The sequence below is a fragment of the Alcaligenes sp. SMD-FA genome, assembly GCF_025960365.1.
In the GTDB taxonomy this organism is placed as follows: domain Bacteria; phylum Pseudomonadota; class Gammaproteobacteria; order Burkholderiales; family Burkholderiaceae_B; genus Alcaligenes; species Alcaligenes aquatilis.
Genome location: NZ_CP110108.1, coordinates 3,134,873 through 3,157,681 on the forward strand (window position 1 = coordinate 3,134,873; position 22,809 = coordinate 3,157,681).

The following is a 22,809-nucleotide window of genomic DNA, read 5'->3' on the forward strand; positions in this document are numbered from 1 at the left end:
GCAACAGGGGCCCTAATACGGGGCCTGTCCTTTTCTTCTTGTAAGTCCTTGCCCACGAAGCCGTGTCGCAGGGTTAAAATCTTCCCCATGCGTATCGGCCCCTGGACCCTTCCCAACCCTATTTTCATTGCCCCCATGGCGGGAGTCACAGACAGACCTTATCGTCGTCTGTGCAAGACACTGGGCGCCGGTTATGCCGTCTCGGAAATGGCCGCCAGCAACAAGCGCTTGTGGGATAGCGTGAAAACTGCACGACGCCTCAATCACGAAGGAGAGGCTGACCCGATCGCTGTACAGATTGCCGGCTCCGACCCTGAAATGATGGCCGAAGCCGCCGTATTCAACATCAGCAAAGGCGCTCGTATCATTGATATCAATATGGGATGCCCGGCCAAAAAAGTCTGTAACGTCGCCTCGGGTTCAGCCCTGTTACGTGACGAGCCACGCATCATTGAAATCCTTGAACACGTTGTCAAGGCATGTACTCCCTACCAGGTTCCGGTTACACTCAAGACCCGCACTGGCTGGGATGCGCAATCGCGCAATGCTGTTCGTATTGCCCGCTTGGCCGAAGATATCGGCATCGCCGCGTTGACCCTGCATGGTCGCACACGCTGCGACTTCTACCAGGGCCACGCCGAATACGACACCATACGCGAAGTCAAGAACAGCCTCTCTATTCCGGTCATCGCCAATGGGGATATCGATAGTCCCGAAAAGGCAAAATTCGTACTAGAGTACACCGGAGCGGATGCCGTCATGATTGGTCGAGCCGCGCAAGGGCGGCCCTGGATTTTCAGGGAAATCCTGCATTACCTCGAACATGGCGAACATCGTGCAGCCCCCACCTTTGGCGAGCTGCGCGATTGCATGATCGAACACCTGCAAGACCACTACGTTTTCTACGGGCAGCACACTGGAGTACGTACTGCCCGCAAGCATATAGGCTGGTATCTGTCGGATATGCCGGACTCCCGACACTGGCTGGATCAGATTAATCGTATCGAAAACTGTGCAGATCAATTAGAAGCCATTACTCACTGGTTTCAAGAATGCGACCTGGACCAGCCCTACCTGCAATAAAAGACAGCTGTGTGGCTCTTTTGTATTTAAGTACTTCGTATACCTTCAGAAAAAAATGTCAACGACCAACCCACTAGAACAGTCCGTACGTGAACGCCTCGAACGCTACTTCGCCGATCTGGGCGAATCCGAGCCACGCGATCTGTTGTCGATGGTCATCTCCTGCGTGGAACGGCCTGTCCTGCAAGTTGCCCTGGAGAAATCCGCGGGCAACCAATCCAAGGCCGCAGAAATGCTGGGTATCACGCGCAGTACCTTGCGCAAGAAACTCAGCGCCCACAATCTGCAACCCTGATTCCTAACTCTCACGTCTCACCTTCCATGAAAATCCAGACAGCTCTTCTCTCTGTCTCCGACAAAACCGGTATTGTCGAATTTGCCCAAGCACTCGCCCAGCGCGGAGTGCGGCTTCTCTCCACTGGCGGCACGGCCAAGCTGCTGGCCCAGGCCGGCCTGACCGTTACCGAAGTGGCCCAGCACACCGGTTCGCCAGAAATTCTGGATGGCCGTGTCAAAACACTGCATCCCAAAATTCACGGTGGCCTGCTGGCCCGTCGCGACAGCGCCGAACACCTGAACACATTGGAAGAGCACGGCATTGACCGTATCGATCTGCTGGTCGTCAACCTCTACCCATTCCGTGAAACCATTGCCAAGCCGGGTTGCACCTTTGCCGATGCGGTAGAGAACATTGATATTGGCGGCCCCGCCATGTTGCGCGCTGCTGCCAAAAACCACGGTACGCCTGAAGGCGGCGCCTGTGTCGTCATTGACCCTGTCGATTACGAACGCGTACTGGCTGATATGGACGGCCCTGCTGGTCACCCTTCTTACGGCCTGCGTCTGGAACTGGCTGCCAAGGTTTACGCCCATACCGCCGCTTACGACGGTGCCATTGCCGCTTACCTGAGCAGCCTGGCTCAAGCCGAGCCTGCCCAGGACAGCGCCCCCGAAGTGAACACCTGGCCCAATGTGCTGACTATTCAGCTCAAACAGGAACAGACGCTGCGCTACGGCGAGAACCCGCACCAAAGCGCTGCTTTCTACACAGACGGCACCATTGGTGAAGGTCTGCTGGGTCGCTACAAGCAGTTGCAGGGCAAGGAACTGTCCTACAACAATATTGCTGACGCCGATGCCGCTTGGGAATGTGTACGCAGCTTTGATGCGGGCGCCTGCGTCATCGTCAAGCACGCTAACCCATGTGGTGTAGCCTTGGGCGAAACCGCCGAAGAATCCTACCGCAAAGCCTTCCAAACAGACCCAACCTCGGCCTTTGGCGGCATTATTGCCTTTAACCGCGAGGTGGACGAAGCGGCGGCCCAAGCGATCAGCAGCCAGTTTGTGGAAGTCCTGCTGGCACCTTCCTACACTCAAGGTGCACTGGACGTGTTTGCCGCGAAAAAGAACGTGCGCGTACTGAGCATTCAGCCCGGTCAGGCTCACAACGCTTTTGACGTCAAACGTGTGGGTGGCGGCTGGTTGGTGCAAACGCCCGATACGTTCCGCGACAACACCGAAGGCTTCAAGGTCGTGACGCAAGTCCAGCCTACCGCCCAGCAAATGCAAGACATGCTGTTTGCCTGGAACGTGGCCAAGTACGTGAAATCCAACGCTATTGTGTTCTGCGGTCAAGGCATGACGCTAGGCGTAGGCGCAGGCCAGATGAGCCGTGTGGACTCTGCCCGCATCGCCTCCATCAAGGCTGAAAACGCGGGCTTGACCCTGCAGGGTTCGGCTGTCGCGTCCGACGCGTTCTTCCCCTTCCGCGATGGTCTGGATGTGGTTGCCGAAGCTGGCGCCACCTGCGTGATTCAGCCCGGCGGCAGCGTGCGTGACGACGAAGTCATTGCCGCCGCGAACGAGCGTGGTATTGCCATGGTCTTGACCGGCACACGCCACTTCCGTCACTAATATGCGAATCCTGGGCATAGACCCTGGCTTGCGTCGCACTGGTTTCGGAGTGATCGACGCCCAGGGGCCCAGCTTGCGCTATGTGGCCAGCGGGACCATCGTGGTCCCGCCCGATCTGCCTCTGGCAGAGCGGCTCAAGCTGATTTTGACTCACATCACGGAAGTGATTGAGCAAAGCAAGCCCGATACCTCTGCCATTGAAAAAGTCTTTGTAAACAGCAACCCTGCCTCTACCCTTTTGCTGGGGCAAGCACGGGGCGCCGCCTTGTGTGCACTGGCGGTAGGTGGGCTGGATGTCCATGAATACACGGCTTTGCAGATCAAGAAAACCGTCACCGGCAGCGGCCACGCTGCCAAAGAACAAATCCAACTGATGGTCCAACGGCTCTTGCAGTTGAACGGCCTGCCTGCGCCGGACTCGGCCGATGCCCTGGCCTGCGCCATCAGCCATGCCCATCACAGCAGTGTGGTGGGTGGTCTGCAAAAAAGCGGAGCTCTCACAAGCGGGCCGCGCCGTCGCATTCGCGCTGGCCGGATCTTGGGTTAACTATCCAGAAGGAACATCATGATAGGTCGCATCCGGGGTACCTTGATCGAAAAACAACCGCCTACCATCTGCGTGGATGTAGGGGGGGTCGGTTATGAAATCGATGTACCCATGAGTACGCTCTACCAAATGCCGGAGCTGGGGGCGCAGGTCAATCTGTTCACCCATCTGGCCATTCGTGAAGATGCTCACGTGCTGTTTGGCTTTTCCAGCCTGAACGAGCGCAGCACTTTCAAGGCACTGATCAAAGTCACCGGTATTGGTGCCCGCACAGCCCTATCTTTGCTTTCAGGAATGAATGCTGAAGAACTGGCCGATGCCATCACTCGCCAGGAGACTTCCCGTCTGGTGAAGATTCCAGGCATAGGCAAGAAAACAGCCGAGCGTCTATTACTTGAACTGCGTGGCAAGCTGGGTGCAGACCTGGGCAGCGGTGGCGCCGTCAGCGCCGTTCCCAATAGCCGTGATGATGTGCTGCACGCCTTGGAGGCATTGGGCTACTCCAACAAGGAAGCCAGTATTGCTGTCAAAGCACTACCTGATGATATTGATGTGTCGGAAGGGATCAAGCAGGCCTTGAAGTCGCTGTCACGCGCGTGACAAAAAACTGCCATGAATAAGAAACCGGGCCGTTCAGATGAACGGCCCGGTTTTTTATATCTATCCATGTGGCAGCTTATCCGCCGTGACTCTTATTGATGCGATGATGTACTGGCTAATTGCCCTATTGGCTTACTGCGGTTTGCTCGTTTGCTCGTTTGCTCGTTTGCTCGTTTGCTCGTTTGCTCGTTTGCTCGTTTGCTCGTTTGCTCGTTTGCTCGTTTGCTCGTTTGCTCGTTTGCTCGTTTGCTCGTTTGCTCGTTTGCTCGTTTGCAACTCCAGTTTGATCCGCTTTCTGAACCATCGGCAAGATAAATGCTTACGTATGCAAATCACTGACCTCATCAAGCCAGCAGCCGACCCAAGGCGGAGACATCCACATTACCACCACTGATCAGCACACCAACCTTACGGCCTTGCAAATCCCCCTGACGCATTGCCGCTGCGGCACCCAGACACCCTGTAGGCTCCACCACCATCTTCATGCGCTCCGCAAAGAAACGCATGGCCTGAACCAGCTCGGTATCCGGCACCGTCAAAATATCCGTCACCATGCTGCGAATCAGCTCGAACGTCATGGGGGCCAGCGCTTGGGTCAGCGCCCCATCAGCAATCGATGCAGGCGGTGCAATCTTGACGATCGCCCCACTACGCAAAGACTGCTGCGCATCATCGCCCGCCTGCGGCTCTACCCCAAAAACTTCACAAGCCGGTGCCATGGCCTTGGCGGCCAGCAAGCAGCCCGACAGCAAGCCGCCTCCACCTAAGGGAACATAAAATTGCTGCAAATCGGGCACTTCCTGAAACAGCTCCAAAGCCGCCGTGCCCTGCCCAGAAATCACATCAGGATGCGCAAAAGGCGGGATCAAAGTCAGTCCCTCGCGCTCCACCAAGTCCTGGGCAATCTGGGCACGGTCTTGGGTCAGGCGATCGTACTCAATCACTTTGGCCCCGTAACCGCGCGTCGCAGCAAGCTTAAGAACCGGCGCATCCGAATTCATGATGATGGTGGCCGGTATACCCAAGAGCTTGGCTGATAAGGCCACGGCCTGAGCATGATTACCCGAAGAAAATGCCACGACACCGGCTTTTTTCTGTTCATCTGTCAAACGCGCCAGTGCATTGAAACCACCTCGGAACTTGAAAGCACCAATACGCTGAAAGTTCTCGCATTTGAAGTAGACTTCGCCATTCAGACGCTCGTTCAATGTAGTGGAAGTCAGGACCGGGGTGCGGTGTGCCACGGGCGCCAAGCGTTCTGCGGCGGCCACAACATCAGCAAAATCAGGTAATTCCAGGGACATGGCTAAAATCTCGTTTGAAAATTCCAACCCACATTATGCGGGATGCCAAGCGAAGCAGCCTAGACCCGTCGGCACAAAACGATCCTCCCTGTAGCAGAGCGACGATTTGCATAAGCACTCTGTGCACGCTGCCACGAGCCTCAGTACTCAGGCGGCTAGCGCTTGGTGTACCATACTGTATATTCAATCAGCGTAGTCATCATGGCCATACACTCCGATTCGCTCTCCAGCCTGCCTTCTGAACAGCGCATCATTACGCCCAAACCCTTGTCGCCCAACGAAGAGTCCATCGAGCGCGCCTTACGGCCCAAGATGCTGGAGGACTATGTCGGGCAAGCTCGTGCGCGTGAACAGCTAGAAATTTTCATCGCTGCTGCTCGACAACGTCAGGAGGCCTTGGACCACGTTTTGCTGTTTGGCCCGCCCGGTCTGGGTAAAACCACTCTGGCTCACATCATTGCCCATGAAATGGGCGTGAATCTACGTCAAACCTCAGGCCCCGTATTGGAGCGCCCCGGTGACCTGGCTGCCTTGCTGACCAATCTGGAACCCAACGACGTCCTGTTTATTGACGAAATCCATCGCCTCTCCCCCGTTGTCGAAGAAATTCTGTACCCGGCCCTGGAAGACTTCCAGATTGATATTTTGATTGGTGAAGGCCCGGCAGCCCGCAGTGTCAAACTGGATCTGCAACCCTTTACCTTGGTGGGGGCCACCACGCGTGCCGGCATGCTGACCAACCCCTTGCGGGACCGTTTTGGCATTGTGTCCCGCCTGGAGTTCTATGACGTCAAAGACTTAACGCACATTGTGGCACGTAGTGCCGGCCTGCTTAATGTCAGCACAACAGACGAGGGCACCTACGAAATTGCCCGCCGCTCACGTGGCACACCGCGTATTGCCAACCGGCTTTTGCGCCGGGTGCGCGACTACGCCGAAGTCAAAACCGGCGGCATCATCCATACCGAATGCGCCCAAGCCGCTCTGTCCATGCTGGAAGTGGACCCACAAGGTCTGGATTTAATGGATAGAAAGTTGTTGGAAGCCATCATCCATAAATTCGACGGTGGTCCAGTAGGAGTAGACAGTCTGGCCGCTGCCATCGGTGAAGAGCGCGACACAATCGAGGACGTGATCGAGCCCTATCTGATCCAGCATGGTTTTTTACAACGCACTCCCAGGGGCCGTATTGCCACCCTGAACACCTGGCGCCACCTGGGGCTCACACCCCCACGCAATACACAGGGTCAGGACCTGTTCGAGGCAGAATAAGCATTTAGCCCCGGCGGGACCAGGGGCGAAACACCAATAGCAAGGTAATCGCAATCGATACGGCGGCGGCCAACAGCAAGGCCGGCAGCCAGTGCATATACGTGAAGACCAAGGCCAGCGTAGTGCAAAACCCTGCCAGACTCCCCGTCCCCCACAAAGCCGAACGCAAGGTCGCTACCAAGCTAGCAGCACCCAGGGTTTGGTGAATGGTCACAGCCACCACGGTATAGCCAATGGGGAAAGCCATAATCAGTCCCGACAAGCTCGGCCCTAACAAAGAACTGCTGGTGGTCACGATAGCGACCAGAAGTCCTGCCAAGGCTCCTCTGAATATCAGCAAGCCCCAGCCCGCCTTCGCTTTGCTGGTCCCTTTCATACCGGCCAAACGGCGCGACGCGCGCAAGCTGAACGCAGTGACGGCAATAAACAAGGCTAGCCCCAGCACAGGCTGCACGGGCATGAAGGACAAAAGCAAGGCAGCCACTGCCCAAGCTGCGACCGCACACAGCAAGGTGCGCCAAGGCGACAAGTTGGGAGCGCAAAGAATGATGAGCAGCAAAAACAGTTGCGTCGCACTCAGCGAATACACGGCATAGGTTGCCGCCTGCTGCACATAATCGTCGGGAAACTGTTGGGACAAAAAATAAAAGCCGGGGCCCAGCACCATGGGCAAGCCCGCCAAAGCACCACCGATCAAGGGGCCAAATGCGCCCACAGACCACGAAACCAAGATCACGACCAAAGCGGTCGCGGCCATGCGTACGGCCAAGGCAGACCACGCCACATCAAGAAAAACAGTTTCCACGGACGTATTTCGCAGTGAGATCAGATATTAAGAGCCGCCCGGCTAAGCGTCATTAAAGACGCAGGAACCGAACCGCCTCTTTTTTCCCTAGCTCACCACACTCCAGTCCAGAGCTTGACCGGCAGCGAGAGGAATCAATGGCTCACCGGCCATCTCCACAGACTCTGGAATCGTGAATTGACGGCGTTGCAGCGTCATTGTTCCTTCATTGACGGGCAAGCCGTAAAAAGCGGGGCCATTCAAGCTGGCAAAGGCCTCTAGGCGATCCAAACGACCGGCCTTGTCAAAAGCCGACGCGTACAGCTCCATAGCATGCAGCGCGGTGTAACAGCCCGCACAGCCACAGCTTTGTTCTTTGCGGCTACGCGAGTGGGGTGCGCTGTCTGTACCCAGGAAAAAACGGTTACTGTCACTGGTTGCGGCGTCTACCAGAGCCTGGCGATGCTTCTCGCGCTTTAAGACTGGCAAACAGTACCAGTGTGGCTGCAAGCCCCCCTGGAACAGGGCATTACGGTTATAGAGCAGGTGATGCGCCGTGATCGTCGCGGCAACCGGGCCATCGGCCTGGCTCACGTAGGCGGCACCTTCTGCCGTAGTCAAGTGCTCAAACACGACTTTCAGCTCAGGGAAAGCCTTGCGCATGGGAATCATCACACGCTCGATGAATACCGCTTCGCGGTCAAACAAGTCGATGCTGGGGTCCGTAACCTCGCCGTGCATCAGCAAAGGCATGCCCGATTCCTGCATCTGCGCCAGCACCCGGGAACAGTTCTTTAGCAAATCCGTCACACCGGCGTCAGAGTTGGTGGTGGCTCCGGCAGGATAGAGCTTGACGCCATGCACAACCCCACTTTCCTTGGCGCGAACGATTTCCTCAGGCTGAGTATTGTCCGTCAGGTACAAAGTCATCAAAGGCTCAAACTTACCGACGTACTCGGTTTTGGCCAATGCGCTCAGAATGCGCTCGCGGTAGGCCAGAGCCTGTGCGGTTGCCGTAACGGGCGGGGTCAGATTGGGCATGACGATAGCCCGATCAAATTGTGCCGCAGTATGGCCCAAGACCGACTCCAACACAGCACCGTCGCGCAGGTGCAAATGCCAATCATCAGGACGACGAATGACCAAGGTATCCACAGTAGGGCTCATATCTTTACTCAATATCAAACAAAGGCTCCGTGCTTTGAACCGTCAATAAAGCAACAGGTGCCACAATTGCCTGTCAGCAGGCCGAATCCATCATTATGCTACAGCTGCCTGCGCTGCGCATGTCGGCACAGAAGTCCCGAGCCCAAATCAATACTGCGTTGCAGCAGCCTGTAAACACTGGAAAATCTGCTTACAGACCAGCAAAGCTCCTACTCACAAAGGGCTTGGACGTATAAGGAGTATCACGGTATGCTGACAGACAAGTCGTGCCCTAGCGCATAACCCGCCCCTTCAACTCGTTTCTCAGGAGTTCCGTTCATGGCCAGCACTGAAAAAAAACCTGCTACCCGCAAACCCAATGCAGCCTTCATGAAACCACTCACTCCTAGCCCAACACTGGCTGCGGTGATTGGCTCTGGCGCGCTACCGCGCACTGAAGTTACGAAGAAAATCTGGGAATACATCAAGAAACACGATCTTCAGGATCCCAAGAACCGTCGCAACATCAATGCTGACGCCAAACTACGCCCCTTGTTCGGCAAGGATCAGGTCTCCATGTTTGAACTGACCAAACTGGTCAGCGCTCACCTGAAATAAGCGCGGGGTGCTCAGGCACCTTTGGCAGTATCGGGCCGCGTCGCTGAGCTTTCAGCTGCGGCCCTTTTTCATGTGTCATCATCAAGCCTTCGCATCTTCATATCGATGTCAATCTCTACTACTCCCGATCAAACCCCACGTGTCCTATGCTGGCTGCGCCGCGATCTTCGCCTGCACGACCACGCGGCCTTGCACCACGCCCTGAAAAGCGGTTTGCCTGTGGCCTGTGTATTTATCTTTGACAGCACAATCCTGGACTCCTTGCCTGCCGACGATGTACGGCTGGCTTTTATACATGACAGTCTGCTGCAGGTGCAGGAACAACTGCGCCAATATGGTAGTGAACTGATCACGGCTCACGGTGACCCAGTACAGAAAATTCCCGAGTTGGCAAACCGCCTGAATGCGAAGGCGGTCTATGCCAATGAAGACTACGAACCTGCGGCCATGGCACGAGATCAGACTGTCAGTCATACCCTGTCTGGCCAAGGCATGGAACTAAAGCTATTCAAGGACCAGGTCATCTTTGCGCGGGATGAAATCCTGACACAGCAAAAACAACCGTATACGGTTTTTACACCTTACAAGCGGAACTGGCTGGCGCGTATTCAATCGGAGGATGCACAAGCCTATGACTGCTCGCAAGGAGAATGGGCCGCCCTGCCAGAGCAAGCCCTACCTGACTTGGAAGAATTAGGCTTTCAGGAAAAATCTCGCGCGAAACTGCTCAGTCCCGCCGGTTGGCAAGGCGCCCAGACATTGCTGGAACAATTTGAGCCCAGAATCCATGCCTATCATGAACGCCGGGACTTTCCAGCCAAACGAGGCGTGTCCTATTTAGCCCCCCATCTGCGCTTTGGAACACTATCCATACGCCAAGCCGTATCTCTGGCTTGGCCCAGCGACTCCGATGGCGCGGCCACCTGGCTGAGCGAACTGATCTGGCGAGAGTTCTACCAGCAGTTCCTATGGCATCACCCAGAAACGGCGACAGAGAGCTTCAAGCCGGCCTACAAGGACCTGCCTTTCCCTAATCGCGAAGACTGGTTTCAGGCCTGGAAAGACGGCCAGACCGGCTATCCAATTGTTGATGCCGCCATGCGTCAATTGAACCAGTCAGGCTATATGCACAACCGGCTGCGCATGATAAGTGCGTCCTTTCTGGTAAAAGACTTGCTGATAGACTGGCGATGGGGGGAGCAATATTTTGCCCAGAAGCTGCTTGATTACGATATGGCTTCTAACGTGGGGGGCTGGCAATGGGCCGCTTCCACCGGATGCGATGCGCAGCCTTACTTTCGCATCTTCAACCCCATAACCCAATCGCGTAAATTTGATCCAGACGGACAGTTCATACGTCGATATGTGCCCGAACTGGCGTCGCTGGACAAACAAGCTATTCACGCGCCTTGGCAGGCCAAGCAGCTCCCTATCGAATTCAGGTCAGGGAAAGACTACCCGGCCCCCATCGTAGACCATGACACACAACGACATCTTGCTTTGGCCTTATTCAAGCAAGCAGGAGAGCAAGAACAAGCGGATTGAAATACCTTAAGGATAGTTATGTCAGATAGCTTCAAGCGACCTTCTCCGATCAGTACTTCCGTATTACTACAAAACCTGCAAGCCGCTCATCCCCAAGCACAAGTGGCCGTTCTGGACTTCAGCGCAGACCATGCCGAAATCAGCTTGGCGCATCAAGGCGCCCCTGTACATACGGAGCACTTCCCGGAACTTAGCGCAGTCCAGCTGTTGGCCAATTGTTTTTCGGACTCAAGCTCACGCCAGGCGCAGTTGGAGCATGCCATTGAAGTCGTCGAAGACGCCATCATGCCGGCCAGTCTGGATCTACGCCAGTTCACGGTATTTGCCACGGCTGAATATGCAGAAGAACTACATGCTTGGCTCCATACAGCTCAAGGCAATGAACAGCACATCATCAACCGGGACATGATCGACGATCTGTTCACCCTTTATGCCGCCGCCAGCCAAGGGGCCGTCAGTCTGAAAATGATCAACGCTAGCTCTTTGGAAAATATCCATCAGCTAGTCAACAATCAAAACCTGGGTATATACCTGCTACTGCTGCGTGAATGCATGCACCATATGCATATCGAGCAGGTTCACTTGCTGGCGCCCTGAGGCTTGCCCTTTGGGGTTTTTATAGGTAAAGAGAAACCCAGCCATGCAGGAAAACACCCAACATAAAACCAGGCATCCTTCAGTACAAGCATTCAAGCAGCAAGCATCCTGGCTTGCAGTGGCCTAAGCTCCTGAAACCAGGGCAAAACGTCTTGTATTTTTTTGCCCCCCTGACATAGGGCGCAGAGAAGAGAAGCTGCCAACCGTCACGATGAGGCTGAGTCAACACGCATAAGCAAAGAGCCCCGCAAGCAAAGGGCCCAAGACTAATCGTACCCAGAATGGAGCAAAACGAGATCACATAAAAAAAGGTGCTCATCAGAGCACCTTTTAAAATACTTCTTTCTGGTCTGGCCCAGAACTCTTCTGATACTGGATCGGCCTAGTAATCGTGGCCCAGCGCCTGACCACCAGCCAAAGCCAACCAGCCTTTGATCAAGCGATGAACGATCCAAACCAAGGCCACCAGCGCGGTTACCCAACCAATGAAGATGGTCGTTAGCAAAGCGCTCAGCACCACCCACAACAGACCCCACCAGAAAGTCTTGATAACCCAGTCCAGGTGACTGGCATAAATGGTGCCCGACGCATCACCGCGTTTGACGTAAGCCAGGATCACGGCTGCCACAGCCGCAGCACCGAAGATACCTGCACTGATCATAGCCAAAGAAAACAAGCCATAGCAGATGTGCGTGATCTTGCGCAGCGACAAGCCTGGTTCAAGCTCGGGGCTAATGGGCTGATTCATTCGGTTCTCCTGAAACAAGCATTAACAATAACGATACCGAACCATTTTACCCATACTTTGGGCATTAACCGTATGACAGTGGCAGAGCTACCACCATATGAATAGAAGAAGTAGCGGCCTGAAGATAAATCCTATATCCCGAAGAAGTACACACCCCAAATACTCAATAGACACGGTAGGCAGCAGCCGAATAGAAAGAAGGGGAATCGGTAACCAAAACGGGCTGATGGTGATGCAGGTGTGCAGAGCTATCAACAACAAACACCCCACGCAGCCAGAGTTAGGCAAGCACCATGACGATGGAAGCGACGGTGGGTAAGCGAACAGAGGAAGGAAGGTAGGTTAAGAAGCGCCCGGAATGAGTTTTTACGGGTGGGATGGAGGGGTGTTGTAGAAGAAGAATGGGGAAGATCCAGCGTCCCCCCAGCCGATAGACCATCAGCTCGATCAAACCAAAGGCTTTCTTGGCTCACTGGATGCCAATCCACGTAACTACCCGAGGCAAGCCGAGAAGAAGGGGCGGACAACAGCCGTACAGAAGAAGGAAGGAAGGTGAGGCTGAAGGCTCCGACCTGTATTAGCAGCACCGGATGCTACGCGGCGGAGCTACCCGAGGGGCAAGCCGAAGCAGACGCTAGTAAGCCGTACAGAAGAAGAAGGGAGACAAGGTGCCCAGAACGGGCCAGGAGGCAGGAAGGGACGTCCGACCGATGATCGCAGGGATCCGGTCCTTATGCCGCCAGAACACGGCTGAGCAGCCGTGTGTACGTGTGGCGCGCATAAAAAACAAAACCCCCGCAAGGGATACTTGCGGGGGTTTTGAGCAATAAGAGCTTGACGATGACCTACTTTCACAGACGTCCGTCCACTATCATCGGCGCAAAGGCGTTTCACAATCCTGTTCGGGATGGGAAGGTGTGGGACCACCTTGCTATGGTCGTCAAGCGTAACTGGTTGCCAGGCCGTCTTTACAGGGACGTCCCAGCCAATTGGAAGAAGCACACTGCCAGCGATCAGTACGGATCAGCTAGCAGCGGTTACGAAGGTGTCGAGCGCGGGTTGCGCTGCACTTCAATATTACGTTCTGTGGTCAACAACTTAACTCACTACAACCTCAAGGGTTATAGGATCAAGCCACACGGGCAATTAGTACTGGTTAGCTACATGCATTACTGCACTTCCACACCCAGCCTATCAACGTCCTGGTCTCGGACGACCCTACAGGGAGGTCAAGCCTCCGGGATATCTAATCTTCAGACGAGTTTCCCGCTTAGATGCCTTCAGCGGTTATCTCTTCCGTACGTAGCTACTCGGCAATGCCATTGGCATGACAACCGATACACCAGTGGTACGTCCACTCCGGTCCTCTCGTACTAGGAGCAGGCTCCGTCAAATATCCAACGCCCACGGCAGATAGGGACCAAACTGTCTCACGACGTTTTAAACCCAGCTCACGTACCTCTTTAAATGGCGAACAGCCATACCCTTGGGACCGGCTACAGCCCCAGGATGAGATGAGCCGACATCGAGGTGCCAAACACCGCCGTCGATATGAACTCTTGGGCGGTATCAGCCTGTTATCCCCAGAGTACCTTTTATCCGTTGAGCGATGGCCCTTCCATACAGAACCACCGGATCACTATGTCCTACTTTCGTACCTGTTCGACTTGTCAGTCTCACAGTCAAGCACGCTTATGCCATTGCACTATCAAGACGATTTCCGACCGTCTCTAGCGTACCTTCGAACTCCTCCGTTACACTTTAGGAGGAGACCGCCCCAGTCAAACTGCCCACCATGCACGGTCCCCGATCCCGATAAGGGACCTAGGTTAGAACCGCAAACAGACCAGGGTGGTATTTCAAGGATGACTCCACGCGATCTGGCGACCACGCTTCAACGTCTCCCACCTATCCTACACAGGCCGGTTCACAATCCAATGCAAAGCTACAGTAAAGGTTCATGGGGTCTTTCCGTCTAGCCGCGGGGAGATTGCATCATCACAACCATGTCAACTTCGCTGAGTCTCAGGAGGAGACAGTGTGGCCATCGTTACGCCATTCGTGCAGGTCGGAACTTACCCGACAAGGAATTTCGCTACCTTAGGACCGTTATAGTTACGGCCGCCGTTTACCGGGGCTTCGATCAAGAGCTTGCACCCCATCACTTAACCTTCCGGCACCGGGCAGGCGTCACACCCTATACGTCCACTTTCGTGTTTGCAGAGTGCTGTGTTTTTAGTAAACAGTCGCAGCCACCGATTCACTGCGGCCTCTTCATGCTTTGTGCGCAGGCACATCACACTAATGAGGCATACCTTCTCCCGAAGTTACGGTATTAATTTGCCGAGTTCCTTCTCCTGAGTTCTCTCAAGCGCCTTGGAATATTCATCCCGTCCACCTGTGTCGGTTTGCGGTACGGTCTCGTAGAGCTGAAGCTTAGAGGCTTTTCTTGGAACTGCTTCCAGTTAGTTTAGAGCCGAAGCTCTATTCAGTCACACCCTTGAATTACGCACCCGGATTTGCCTAAGTGCCTTCTATGATGCGCCAACGGGGACATCCAACACCCCGATAACATTCTGCAATCCGTCCCCCCATCGCACTCTACGACGGTGCGGGAATATTAACCCGCTTCCCATCAGCTACGCATCTCTGCCTCGCCTTAGGGGCCGACTCACCCTGCGCCGATGAACGTTGCGCAGGAAACCTTGGACTTACGGCGAGGGGGCTTTTCACCCCCTTTATCGCTACTCATGTCAGCATTCTCACTTCCGATACCTCCAGCATTCCTCACGGAACACCTTCACAGGCTTACGGAACGCTCTCCTACCATGTGTACTAAAAGTACACATCCGCAGCTTCGGTCTATGGCTTAGCCCCGTTACATCTTCCGCGCAGGACGACTCGATCAGTGAGCTATTACGCTTTCTTTAAAGGATGGCTGCTTCTAAGCCAACCTCCTGACTGTCTATGCCTTCCCACTTCGTTTCCCACTTAGCCATAGTTAGGGACCTTAGCTGGCGGTCTGGGTTGTTTCCCTCTTGAGTCCGGACGTTAGCACCCGGTGCTCTGTCTCCCGTACTGTACTTGCCGGTATTCGGAGTTTGCCATGGTTTGGTAAGTCGCTGTGACCCCCTAGCCATAACAGTGCTCTACCCCCGGCAGTAATATACGAGGCACTACCTAAATAGTTTTCGGAGAGAACCAGCTATCTCCAGGCTTGTTTAGCCTTTCACTCCGATCCACAGCTCATCCCCTAATTTTTCAACATTAGTGGGTTCGGTCCTCCAGCACGTGTTACCGTGCCTTCAACCTGGCCATGGATAGATCGCCTGGTTTCGGGTCTACACCCAGCGACTGAATCGCCCTATTCGGACTCGCTTTCGCTACGCCTCCCCTATTCGGTTAAGCTTGCCACTGAATGTAAGTCGCTGACCCATTATACAAAAGGTACGCAGTCACACCACGAAGGTGCTCCTACTGTTTGTATGCATACGATTTCAGGATCTATTTCACTCCCCTTCCGGGGTTCTTTTCGCCTTTCCCTCACGGTACTGGTTCACTATCGGTCGATCACGAGTATTTAGCCTTGGAGGATGGTCCCCCCATATTCAGACAGGATTTCACGTGTCCCGCCCTACTTGTTCGATGCTTAGTTCCACGTACTGAATTTCGCCTACAGGGCTATCACCTGCTACGGCTGGACTTTCCATTCCATTCGACTATTCACTACGCTAAAACATCCAGGCTGATCCGGTTTCGCTCGCCACTACTTCCGGAATCTCGGTTGATTTCTTTTCCTCGAGTTACTGAGATGGTTCAGTTCACTCGGTTCGCCTCCACATGCCTATGTATTCAGCATGGGATACCGTATTACTACGGTGGGTTTCCCCATTCGGACATCTACGGATCAAAGCTTGTTTGCCAGCTCCCCGTAGCTTTTCGCAGGCTACCGCGTCCTTCATCGCCTGTGATCGCCAAGGCATCCATCATATGCACTTATTCGCTTGATCCTATAACGCTTGGTGCTGTTATAGGAATATGAGTATACGTTGTTGCCGTTCATCAATCCTTAGCTGTTATCCAATCCGAAGACTGAACAACGTCTATATTTTTGAGAACTTTCGTTGAACATAATTTGTTCTGTTGCAATCACAACCCGTGTATTGTCATCACAAGGCGACTAATCGCTTTGCGTTTATTAGACAACACACCTTCGTTGTGCTTCTTCCTAATTGTTAAAGAGCAATTCGTGGGTTGTATAACCCAACGAGCAGTATTCTTGTAAAAGAACACTCTTCGTTGAATCTAACGCCAGGCCAACCGTTGTTGACCTGTGCCCTATACTCTGTCATGAACCTTGCTGTATCTACCAACCACAAAAGCGGTGGTGGAGGATGACGGGATCGAACCGACGACCCCCTGCTTGCAAAGCAGGTGCTCTCCCAGCTGAGCTAATCCCCCGAGGTAATCGTTGGTGGGTCAAGTTGGAATCGAACCAACGACCCCCGCCTTATCAAGACGGTGCTCTAACCGACTGAGCTACTGACCCATCTATCACCAGTGGGCGATACCTTCAATGGTCATGACATTAACTAACAGCCAATAAGTGTGGACGCTTTCGCTTTGCGAGCCATTCGCTCTAAAAGGAGGTGATCCAGCCGCACCTTCCGATACGGCTACCTTGTTACGACTTCACCCCAGTCATGAATCCCACCGTGGTAAGCGCCCTCCTTACGGTTAGGCTACCTACTTCTGGTGAAACCCACTCCCATGGTGTGACGGGCGGTGTGTACAAGACCCGGGAACGTATTCACCGCGACATTCTGATCCGCGATTACTAGCGATTCCGACTTCACGCAGTCGAGTTGCAGACTGCGATCCGGACTACGATCGGGTTTCTGAGATTGGCTCCCCCTCGCGGGTTGGCGACCCTCTGTCCCGACCATTGTATGACGTGTGAAGCCCTACCCATAAGGGCCATGAGGACTTGACGTCATCCCCACCTTCCTCCGGTTTGTCACCGGCAGTCTCATTAGAGTGCTCTTGCGTAGCAACTAATGACAAGGGTTGCGCTCGTTGCGGGACTTAACCCAACATCTCACGACACGAGCTGACGACAGCCATGCAGCACCTGTGTTCCGGTTCTCTTGCGAGCACTGCCAAATCTCTTCGGCATTCCAGACATGTCAAGGGTAGGTAAGGTTTTTCGCGTTGCATCGAATTAATCCACATCATCCACCGCTTGTGCGGGTCCCCGTCAATTCCTTTGAGTTTTAATCTTGCGACCGTACTCCCCAGGCGGTCAACTTCACGCGTTAGCTGCGCTACTAAGGCCTAACGGCCCCAACAGCTAGTTGACATCGTTTAGGGCGTGGACTACCAGGGTATCTAATCCTGTTTGCTCCCCACGCTTTCGTGTCTGAGCGTCAGTATTATCCCAGGGGGCTGCCTTCGCCATCGGTATTCCTCCACATATCTACGCATTTCACTGCTACACGTGGAATTCTACCCCCCTCTGACATACTCTAGCTCGGCAGTTAAAAATGCAGTTCCAAGGTTGAGCCCTGGGATTTCACATCTTTCTTTCCGAACCGCCTACACACGCTTTACGCCCAGTAATTCCGATTAACGCTTGCACCCTACGTATTACCGCGGCTGCTGGCACGTAGTTAGCCGGTGCTTATTCTGCAGATACCGTCAGCAGTATCCCGTATTAGGGGATACCTTTTCTTCTCTGCCAAAAGTACTTTACAACCCGAAGGCCTTCATCATACACGCGGGATGGCTGGATCAGGGTTTCCCCCATTGTCCAAAATTCCCCACTGCTGCCTCCCGTAGGAGTCTGGGCCGTGTCTCAGTCCCAGTGTGGCTGGTCGTCCTCTCAAACCAGCTACGGATCGTTGCCTTGGTGAGCCTTTACCCCACCAACTAGCTAATCCGATATCGGCCGCTCCAATAGTGAGAGGTTCCGAAGAATCCCCCCCTTTCCCCCGTAGGGCGTATGCGGTATTAGCCACTCTTTCGAGTAGTTATCCCCCGCTACTGGGCACGTTCCGATATATTACTCACCCGTCCGCCACTCGCCACCAAGAGAGCAAGCTCTCTCGTGCTGCCGTTCGACTTGCATGTGTAAAGCATCCCGCTAGCGTTCAATCTGAGCCAGGATCAAACTCTTCAGTTTAATCTCTGTGGTTGTCCCGTCTTGCGACGAGACCGATTGTGTCTCAAAGAAAAATTCAGAGTTACACAAGGTAATTCTTCATCTTTCGTTTGTGAGCACTTGATACAAACTTGTGGCGATCCCCGAAGGGTTCGACTCGCTCATTCCAAGCGCCCACACTTATCGGCTGTTAATTGTTAAAGAGCAGTGACAGTTGCCTGTCGTTCTACTGACTAACCCGGCTGGCTCGTCGCGTTTAGCGCTTCGTGCCTTGCTGTGTTAGCAGCAGAGAAATGAGATTATGAAGCAGATCAGGCGGCGTGTCAAGCGTTTTTTTGAAGAAGCTAGAAAGTTTTAAACCGTCTAACTCGTCCCGCTTAACCAGAACTTTCGTTCCGTCCTACCTGGCGAACAATCAACCGTCAGGCCAACCATTCAACTTCACAAACAAGGGTAAATTTTCAAAACCGTTTCAACTTTCAAAACAGCTAAAAACTTAACGTTGCGTTCTCTGGAGCAGAACCTAGAACTTTAACACAGAATTTTCTGATTTGTCAAGCTCCGGGTTTTACACCGTGTCAGTTACCTGACCAGTCATTCAAGCTTCGGTGCGGGCCTCTTGGCCAAGGCGGTGAAACTTGCCTAACTGCTCTCTGCGGCGCTTCCGGGAAAACCCTGTGTGTGCTGCAGCGAGAAAAGAACTATAGCACGATGATTTTCCGCCTTGCAAGCCTTTTCATAGAAAAAAGTTAGACGACTTGAACCAAAAACCTTTAAACCCATGAATTATAAGAGAAACTATTTTTAAGCATTTTAGATCCTACCTACCAGACAACTGAAGGTTTCTCATTTAACCCCGTTTCAGGAGGAAGCTCACTATGTGCCCTACGCGCCCTTAGACGCAAATCCTAGACTAAACCGCTATTTTTCGCGTGAAAAATCGTCAGATACTCTTCAGCCCCTCAACACCCCCTCTTATATATAAAGGGGAATCGAGGACTCTCCCCAATATAGTCGCCAGTCCTTGTGCTTGCTTGCTTGCTTGCTTGCTTGCTTGCTTGCTTGCTTGCTTGCTTGCTTGCTTGCTTGCTTGCTTGCTTGCTTGCTTGCTTGCTTGCTTGCTTGCTTGCTTGCTTGCTTGCTTGCCTGCTTGCTGGCTGGCTGGCGTCACACTTAGATGGGTAGACCAATAAAGGAGCGGCAACAAGAGCACAGCATCAGCCTTTCGCCCCCAATCAATAGTGCCTCTATATAGATAGAGAGTTGAGAGGCCTTCAAAGATGGAGCACGATGCAGGGCTGTTAGCCACTCGGAGCCCCGGGACAGGGTATTGGGGCGAGTCAGACGACTTGCCGCAGTCGGAGTCACCATCGGGGATGCAAGCAGTCTGCTATTTGAGCCCAACGCTTGTGATTGGTCCGGGGGACCAATTACTGGGCGAGTTCAGACTGCGCCCCGATGGTGACTCCGACAAGGGGACCGGCGCGAAGCGCCGGCAAGTAGTCCGCCCCAACACCCTGTCTCGGGGCTTCGAGTAGCGACCTACGTAGAGCGGCTGGAACAACGAACGCCACCCTCTATATAGCCAGGCCTTTCATCACTGCGACTCTCCTCTCTATATATAGATAGGAGACGGGCCTCTCCAAGAGGTAAGCCAATCCTCTATACCTCTATACCTCTATACCCTTCAGCATCCCTCCGAGTCTCAGTCTCTTTGCCTTTGATACGTCGAATCTTAGAACCTTTGAGCCTCTGAACCTTTGAGCCTCTGAACCTTTGAGCCTCTGAACCTTTGGGTCTCTAAGTCTCTAAGTCTCTAAGTCTCTAAGTCTCTAAGTCTGCATCCATGAGAGCACCAAACACATCATCCCATCCTCTCTTGTAGAGACAGCTCTGCCTTCTCTCACCTATACAACCGCCTCTCTACAGATACGCTCTTGTTATATAGAAAGCAAAAACACACTTGCCTGAGAGATAGACACAACCACAGAGACACAAGCCCACCTAACGCAGAGCGGCAAGCAAAGCCTTCCTCCTCTCTCCTCTATATATAGAGACACCCTCTTACACCCACAAGCAATAAGCTAATCCCCAATTCATTGTTATTTTCTGTTCCCGTGTTCATTACCATTCCTTATGCACTTAAACCTCTAAGCAGGACCCTGCTTACTCAAGAGAGTAATAATGATCAAACCTATCCTCATCTCCCTGGCATTTGCATTCAGCACGGTTCTGGCACCGACTGCCAGCGCAGAGCCAAGCACACCCGAAACGGCAGCCAAACCAGCCGCCTTGATCTCGGCTGCCGACCTGGCCACCAAACTGGATCAAAACAATCTGCGCGTTCTAGATATCCGCACAGACAAAGAATATGCAGCGGGCCACGTGCCTGGTGCCGTTCACACCCCTTATGGCGCCTATCGCGGCCCAGCAGATAACGCAGGTGCCTTGCGCTCCGAAGCCGACCTGTCCGCCTTGTTCAGCAAAGCCGGTATTTCCAAAGACAGCTACGTTGTCGTCACCTACGCAGGCGCCAACCCCACAGACTTTGGCGCCGCTGCGCGCGTATATTGGACATTGAAAGCGGGTGGTCTGACTCAGTTATCCGTTCTGGATGGCGGCTTGCAAGCCTGGGAAGCAGAAGGCAAGCCCCTGAGCAAAGACACTCCCACTGTCACCCCTACCGAATTTAGCTACCACTACAACAAAGACATGGTAGTCAGCACGCAAGAAGTCGCGGACTACATCAAGAATGGCCAAGCCCCCATTTTGCTGGACGCGCGCCCAACTGAATTCTTCAAAGGCGAAAAGCGCGTTGACGCCGCCGCCCGCTACGGTACCTTGCCCGGTGCACGTGAACTGGACTTCAACAGCTTCTTTCGCAGCGACAAACCTGTCCTGAAAGACACCGGTGAGCTCGTCAAGATCGTCAAAGAACAAGGTCTGGATAACAAACCCACCGTTTCGTTCTGCAATACCGGTCACTGGGCTGCTACGAACTGGTTTGTATTGTCCGAACTGGCAGGTAACCCCAACGTGAAGCTTTACCCCGAATCCGTCGTGGAATGGAGCCGCAGCAGCTTGCCCATGGACAACCAGCCCTCCCGCTTCGAGGTTCTGAAACTCGATGCCAAGCGCGCCGTTAACTAAAGAAATCGATCATGCTTTATCTGACTAGACTGGGCTTTATCCTGGCCAGCCTGGCCCTCATTGTCGGGGTCGCTCTGGTAGGTGGACTGCGCCAAGGCTTGCTTGCCTTATTAGGGATTGGCTTTGGCGCCGTGCTGCAAGGAGCCCGTTTCGGTTTCACGACCGGCTGGCGCAACTATATCGAGCGTCGCGACCCTCAGGGTATCTGGGCACAAATGCTCCTATTGGTATTGGCTGCTGCCTTCACCCTGCCGCTGATCGCTGACAGCGGCGGCGAGTTGGTCGGTGCCATTGCCCCACTGACCATCAGCCTGGTGCTGGGCGCCTTCCTGTTTGGTGCCGCTATGCAACTGGCTGACGGTTGCGGCTCCGGCACACTCTATAAAGCAGGTGCTGGCGCACCGATCTCCTTTGCGGTTCTGCCTACCTTTGCCATTGGCAGCTTTCTGGGCGCATCGCACCAACCCGGCTGGATTGCCTTGGGTGGCTTGCCTGCTATCGACCTGACTGTATCCCTGGGCTGGCCTACCGCCTTGCTGATTACCGTCCTGGGCTGCGCAGCCGTATCCTGGTTCGTAGGCCGGGGCGCACGCCGCCATCAAAAAGAACACAACAGCGCACCTGCCAAATGGGAAATGCGCTGGTGGATGGGCGCCTTGCTGCTGGCCGTGCTGTACGCCATTCACATGATTGTTGCTGGCCAACCTTGGGGCATCGTCTACGGTATTGGCCTGTGGGGAGCAAAAGTATTCTCGGCGCTGGGCTGGACACCCGTTGGCGACGCATTCTGGGGCGTGGCTCCCCATGCTCAACGTCTGGCAGAGCCTGTTCTGGCTGACGTTACCTCCGTCACCAACTTTGGTTTGATTCTGGGCGCAATGGCCGCTTCGCGCTGGAACCATCCTGCCAATTTCAAATCGCCCAATGCCCGTACCTTGTGGGTAGGCGCGATTGCCGGTTTGGTCATGGGCTACAGTGCCCGTATGGCCTTCGGATGTAATGTGGGCGCATTCCTGGGAGGCATCGCCTCGGCCAGCATACATGGCTGGGTCTGGTTTGCACTGGCCTTTGCCGGGTCCATCATAGGCGTGCGCATTCGTCGTCGCGTTAATCCTTGAGTCGCACCACCATGAGCAAAACTACTTTCCGCCTTATCACCATTACCTTCTGGCTGGCCGTTGTCTTGTTAGTTGTCATGGACAGCCTGCAGGACTACCCCTACCGTCCCGAACCCGCTCCCATTGCCTGGGGTAGCGGACAAGCCGCCAGTGGCGGTCACTGCTCGGGTCGATAGCTAGGGCCCACTCGGTCTGCAACGCCCCTGATGGGAGAAAACCAGGC

General features: G+C 54.2%; 16 protein-coding genes, 2 tRNA genes and 3 rRNA genes. 12 read left to right on the forward strand and 9 right to left on the reverse strand.

Features of this window, described 5'->3' with window-relative positions:
* Nucleotides 1–87 precede the first annotated feature (87 nt).
* From dusB to ruvA, 5 genes are read left to right on the forward strand one after another with little or no spacing between them, the layout of a single operon-like run.
* Nucleotides 88–1,083, forward strand: a complete 996-nt coding sequence (gene dusB / locus OKX01_RS14540) for a tRNA dihydrouridine synthase DusB (RefSeq protein ID WP_094197528.1) — start codon at nucleotides 88–90, stop codon at nucleotides 1,081–1,083.
* Nucleotides 1,084–1,138: 55 nt separating this feature from the next.
* Nucleotides 1,139–1,378 carry a helix-turn-helix domain-containing protein gene (locus tag OKX01_RS14545; RefSeq protein ID WP_003803089.1) on the forward strand — a complete coding sequence of 80 codons (240 nt, stop codon included), beginning with the start codon at nucleotides 1,139–1,141 and terminating at the stop codon, nucleotides 1,376–1,378.
* A gap of 26 nt (nucleotides 1,379–1,404) precedes the next feature.
* Nucleotides 1,405–2,997 carry a bifunctional phosphoribosylaminoimidazolecarboxamide formyltransferase/IMP cyclohydrolase gene (gene purH, locus OKX01_RS14550; protein WP_264671987.1) on the forward strand — a complete coding sequence of 531 codons (1,593 nt, stop codon included), beginning with the start codon at nucleotides 1,405–1,407 and terminating at the stop codon, nucleotides 2,995–2,997.
* A 1-nt stretch (nucleotide 2,998) separates the two neighbouring features.
* Nucleotides 2,999–3,544 carry a crossover junction endodeoxyribonuclease RuvC gene (ruvC, locus tag OKX01_RS14555; protein ID WP_094197530.1) on the forward strand — a complete coding sequence of 182 codons (546 nt, stop codon included), beginning with the start codon at nucleotides 2,999–3,001 and terminating at the stop codon, nucleotides 3,542–3,544.
* A gap of 18 nt (nucleotides 3,545–3,562) precedes the next feature.
* Nucleotides 3,563–4,144, forward strand: a complete 582-nt coding sequence (gene ruvA, locus OKX01_RS14560) for a Holliday junction branch migration protein RuvA (RefSeq protein ID WP_108727873.1) — start codon at nucleotides 3,563–3,565, stop codon at nucleotides 4,142–4,144.
* A 344-nt stretch (nucleotides 4,145–4,488) separates the two neighbouring features.
* Here ruvA and OKX01_RS14565 read toward each other — a convergent pair whose 3' ends face one another.
* Complete coding sequence (locus OKX01_RS14565; RefSeq protein ID WP_108727874.1) at nucleotides 4,489–5,448, reverse strand: threo-3-hydroxy-L-aspartate ammonia-lyase; 960 nt, start codon at nucleotides 5,446–5,448, stop codon at nucleotides 4,489–4,491.
* Nucleotides 5,449–5,649: 201 nt separating this feature from the next.
* On the opposite strand from OKX01_RS14565, the gene ruvB reads away from it, so the two are divergent.
* A complete protein-coding gene (gene ruvB / locus OKX01_RS14570; protein WP_094197533.1) occupies nucleotides 5,650–6,720 on the forward strand; it encodes a Holliday junction branch migration DNA helicase RuvB in 1,071 nt (356 codons plus the stop codon).
* Between the two features lie 4 nt (nucleotides 6,721–6,724).
* Here ruvB and OKX01_RS14575 read toward each other — a convergent pair whose 3' ends face one another.
* Nucleotides 6,725–7,525: a hypothetical protein gene (locus OKX01_RS14575; protein ID WP_264671988.1), complete on the reverse strand. Its 801-nt coding sequence runs from the start codon at nucleotides 7,523–7,525 to the stop codon at nucleotides 6,725–6,727.
* Between the two features lie 87 nt (nucleotides 7,526–7,612).
* Nucleotides 7,613–8,671, reverse strand: a complete 1,059-nt coding sequence (gene pyrC, locus OKX01_RS14580) for a dihydroorotase (RefSeq protein WP_108727875.1) — start codon at nucleotides 8,669–8,671, stop codon at nucleotides 7,613–7,615.
* 318 nt (nucleotides 8,672–8,989) lie between these two features.
* Here pyrC and OKX01_RS14585 point away from each other — a divergent pair, with 318 nt between their 5' ends.
* The 3 genes from OKX01_RS14585 (at nucleotide 8,990) to OKX01_RS14595 (ending at nucleotide 11,410) form a co-directional block, all read left to right on the forward strand.
* Entirely contained in the window at nucleotides 8,990–9,268 is a 279-nt protein-coding gene (locus tag OKX01_RS14585; protein WP_009459783.1) for an SWIB/MDM2 domain-containing protein, read from the forward strand.
* A gap of 105 nt (nucleotides 9,269–9,373) precedes the next feature.
* Complete coding sequence (locus OKX01_RS14590; RefSeq protein ID WP_230017563.1) at nucleotides 9,374–10,813, forward strand: cryptochrome/photolyase family protein; 1,440 nt, start codon at nucleotides 9,374–9,376, stop codon at nucleotides 10,811–10,813.
* A gap of 18 nt (nucleotides 10,814–10,831) precedes the next feature.
* Nucleotides 10,832–11,410, forward strand: a complete 579-nt coding sequence (locus OKX01_RS14595) for a hypothetical protein (RefSeq protein ID WP_094197536.1) — start codon at nucleotides 10,832–10,834, stop codon at nucleotides 11,408–11,410.
* Between the two features lie 382 nt (nucleotides 11,411–11,792).
* On the opposite strand, the gene OKX01_RS14600 is transcribed toward OKX01_RS14595, so the two are convergent.
* The 6 genes from OKX01_RS14600 to OKX01_RS14625 all read right to left on the reverse strand — a co-directional run bounded on the left by OKX01_RS14600 (nucleotide 11,793) and on the right by OKX01_RS14625 (nucleotide 18,339).
* Nucleotides 11,793–12,158: a DUF4870 family protein gene (locus tag OKX01_RS14600; protein ID WP_094197537.1), complete on the reverse strand. Its 366-nt coding sequence runs from the start codon at nucleotides 12,156–12,158 to the stop codon at nucleotides 11,793–11,795.
* An 832-nt stretch (nucleotides 12,159–12,990) separates the two neighbouring features.
* Nucleotides 12,991–13,103 (reverse strand): 5S ribosomal RNA (gene rrf / locus OKX01_RS14605).
* A 180-nt stretch (nucleotides 13,104–13,283) separates the two neighbouring features.
* Nucleotides 13,284–16,168, reverse strand: a 23S ribosomal RNA gene (locus OKX01_RS14610).
* A gap of 375 nt (nucleotides 16,169–16,543) precedes the next feature.
* Nucleotides 16,544–16,619, reverse strand: a tRNA-Ala gene (locus OKX01_RS14615).
* An 11-nt stretch (nucleotides 16,620–16,630) separates the two neighbouring features.
* Nucleotides 16,631–16,707, reverse strand: a tRNA-Ile gene (locus OKX01_RS14620).
* A 93-nt stretch (nucleotides 16,708–16,800) separates the two neighbouring features.
* Nucleotides 16,801–18,339: ribosomal RNA gene (locus OKX01_RS14625) — 16S ribosomal RNA — on the reverse strand.
* Together the 16S, 23S and 5S rRNA genes with 2 tRNA genes alongside form the textbook arrangement of a ribosomal RNA operon.
* 2,163 nt (nucleotides 18,340–20,502) lie before the next feature.
* Here OKX01_RS14625 and OKX01_RS14630 point away from each other — a divergent pair.
* The 3 genes from OKX01_RS14630 to OKX01_RS14640 are packed head-to-tail and all read left to right on the forward strand — an operon-like array spanning nucleotide 20,503 to nucleotide 22,762.
* Complete coding sequence (locus OKX01_RS14630; protein ID WP_094197538.1) at nucleotides 20,503–21,468, forward strand: sulfurtransferase; 966 nt, start codon at nucleotides 20,503–20,505, stop codon at nucleotides 21,466–21,468.
* A gap of 11 nt (nucleotides 21,469–21,479) precedes the next feature.
* Nucleotides 21,480–22,586 carry a YeeE/YedE family protein gene (locus tag OKX01_RS14635; protein WP_094197539.1) on the forward strand — a complete coding sequence of 369 codons (1,107 nt, stop codon included), beginning with the start codon at nucleotides 21,480–21,482 and terminating at the stop codon, nucleotides 22,584–22,586.
* 11 nt (nucleotides 22,587–22,597) lie between these two features.
* The gene (locus OKX01_RS14640; RefSeq protein WP_264671989.1) at nucleotides 22,598–22,762 is read left to right on the forward strand and encodes a hypothetical protein; all 165 of its coding nucleotides are present in this window, start codon (nucleotides 22,598–22,600) and stop codon (nucleotides 22,760–22,762) included.
* The last annotated feature ends 47 nt before the right edge of the window (nucleotides 22,763–22,809 follow it).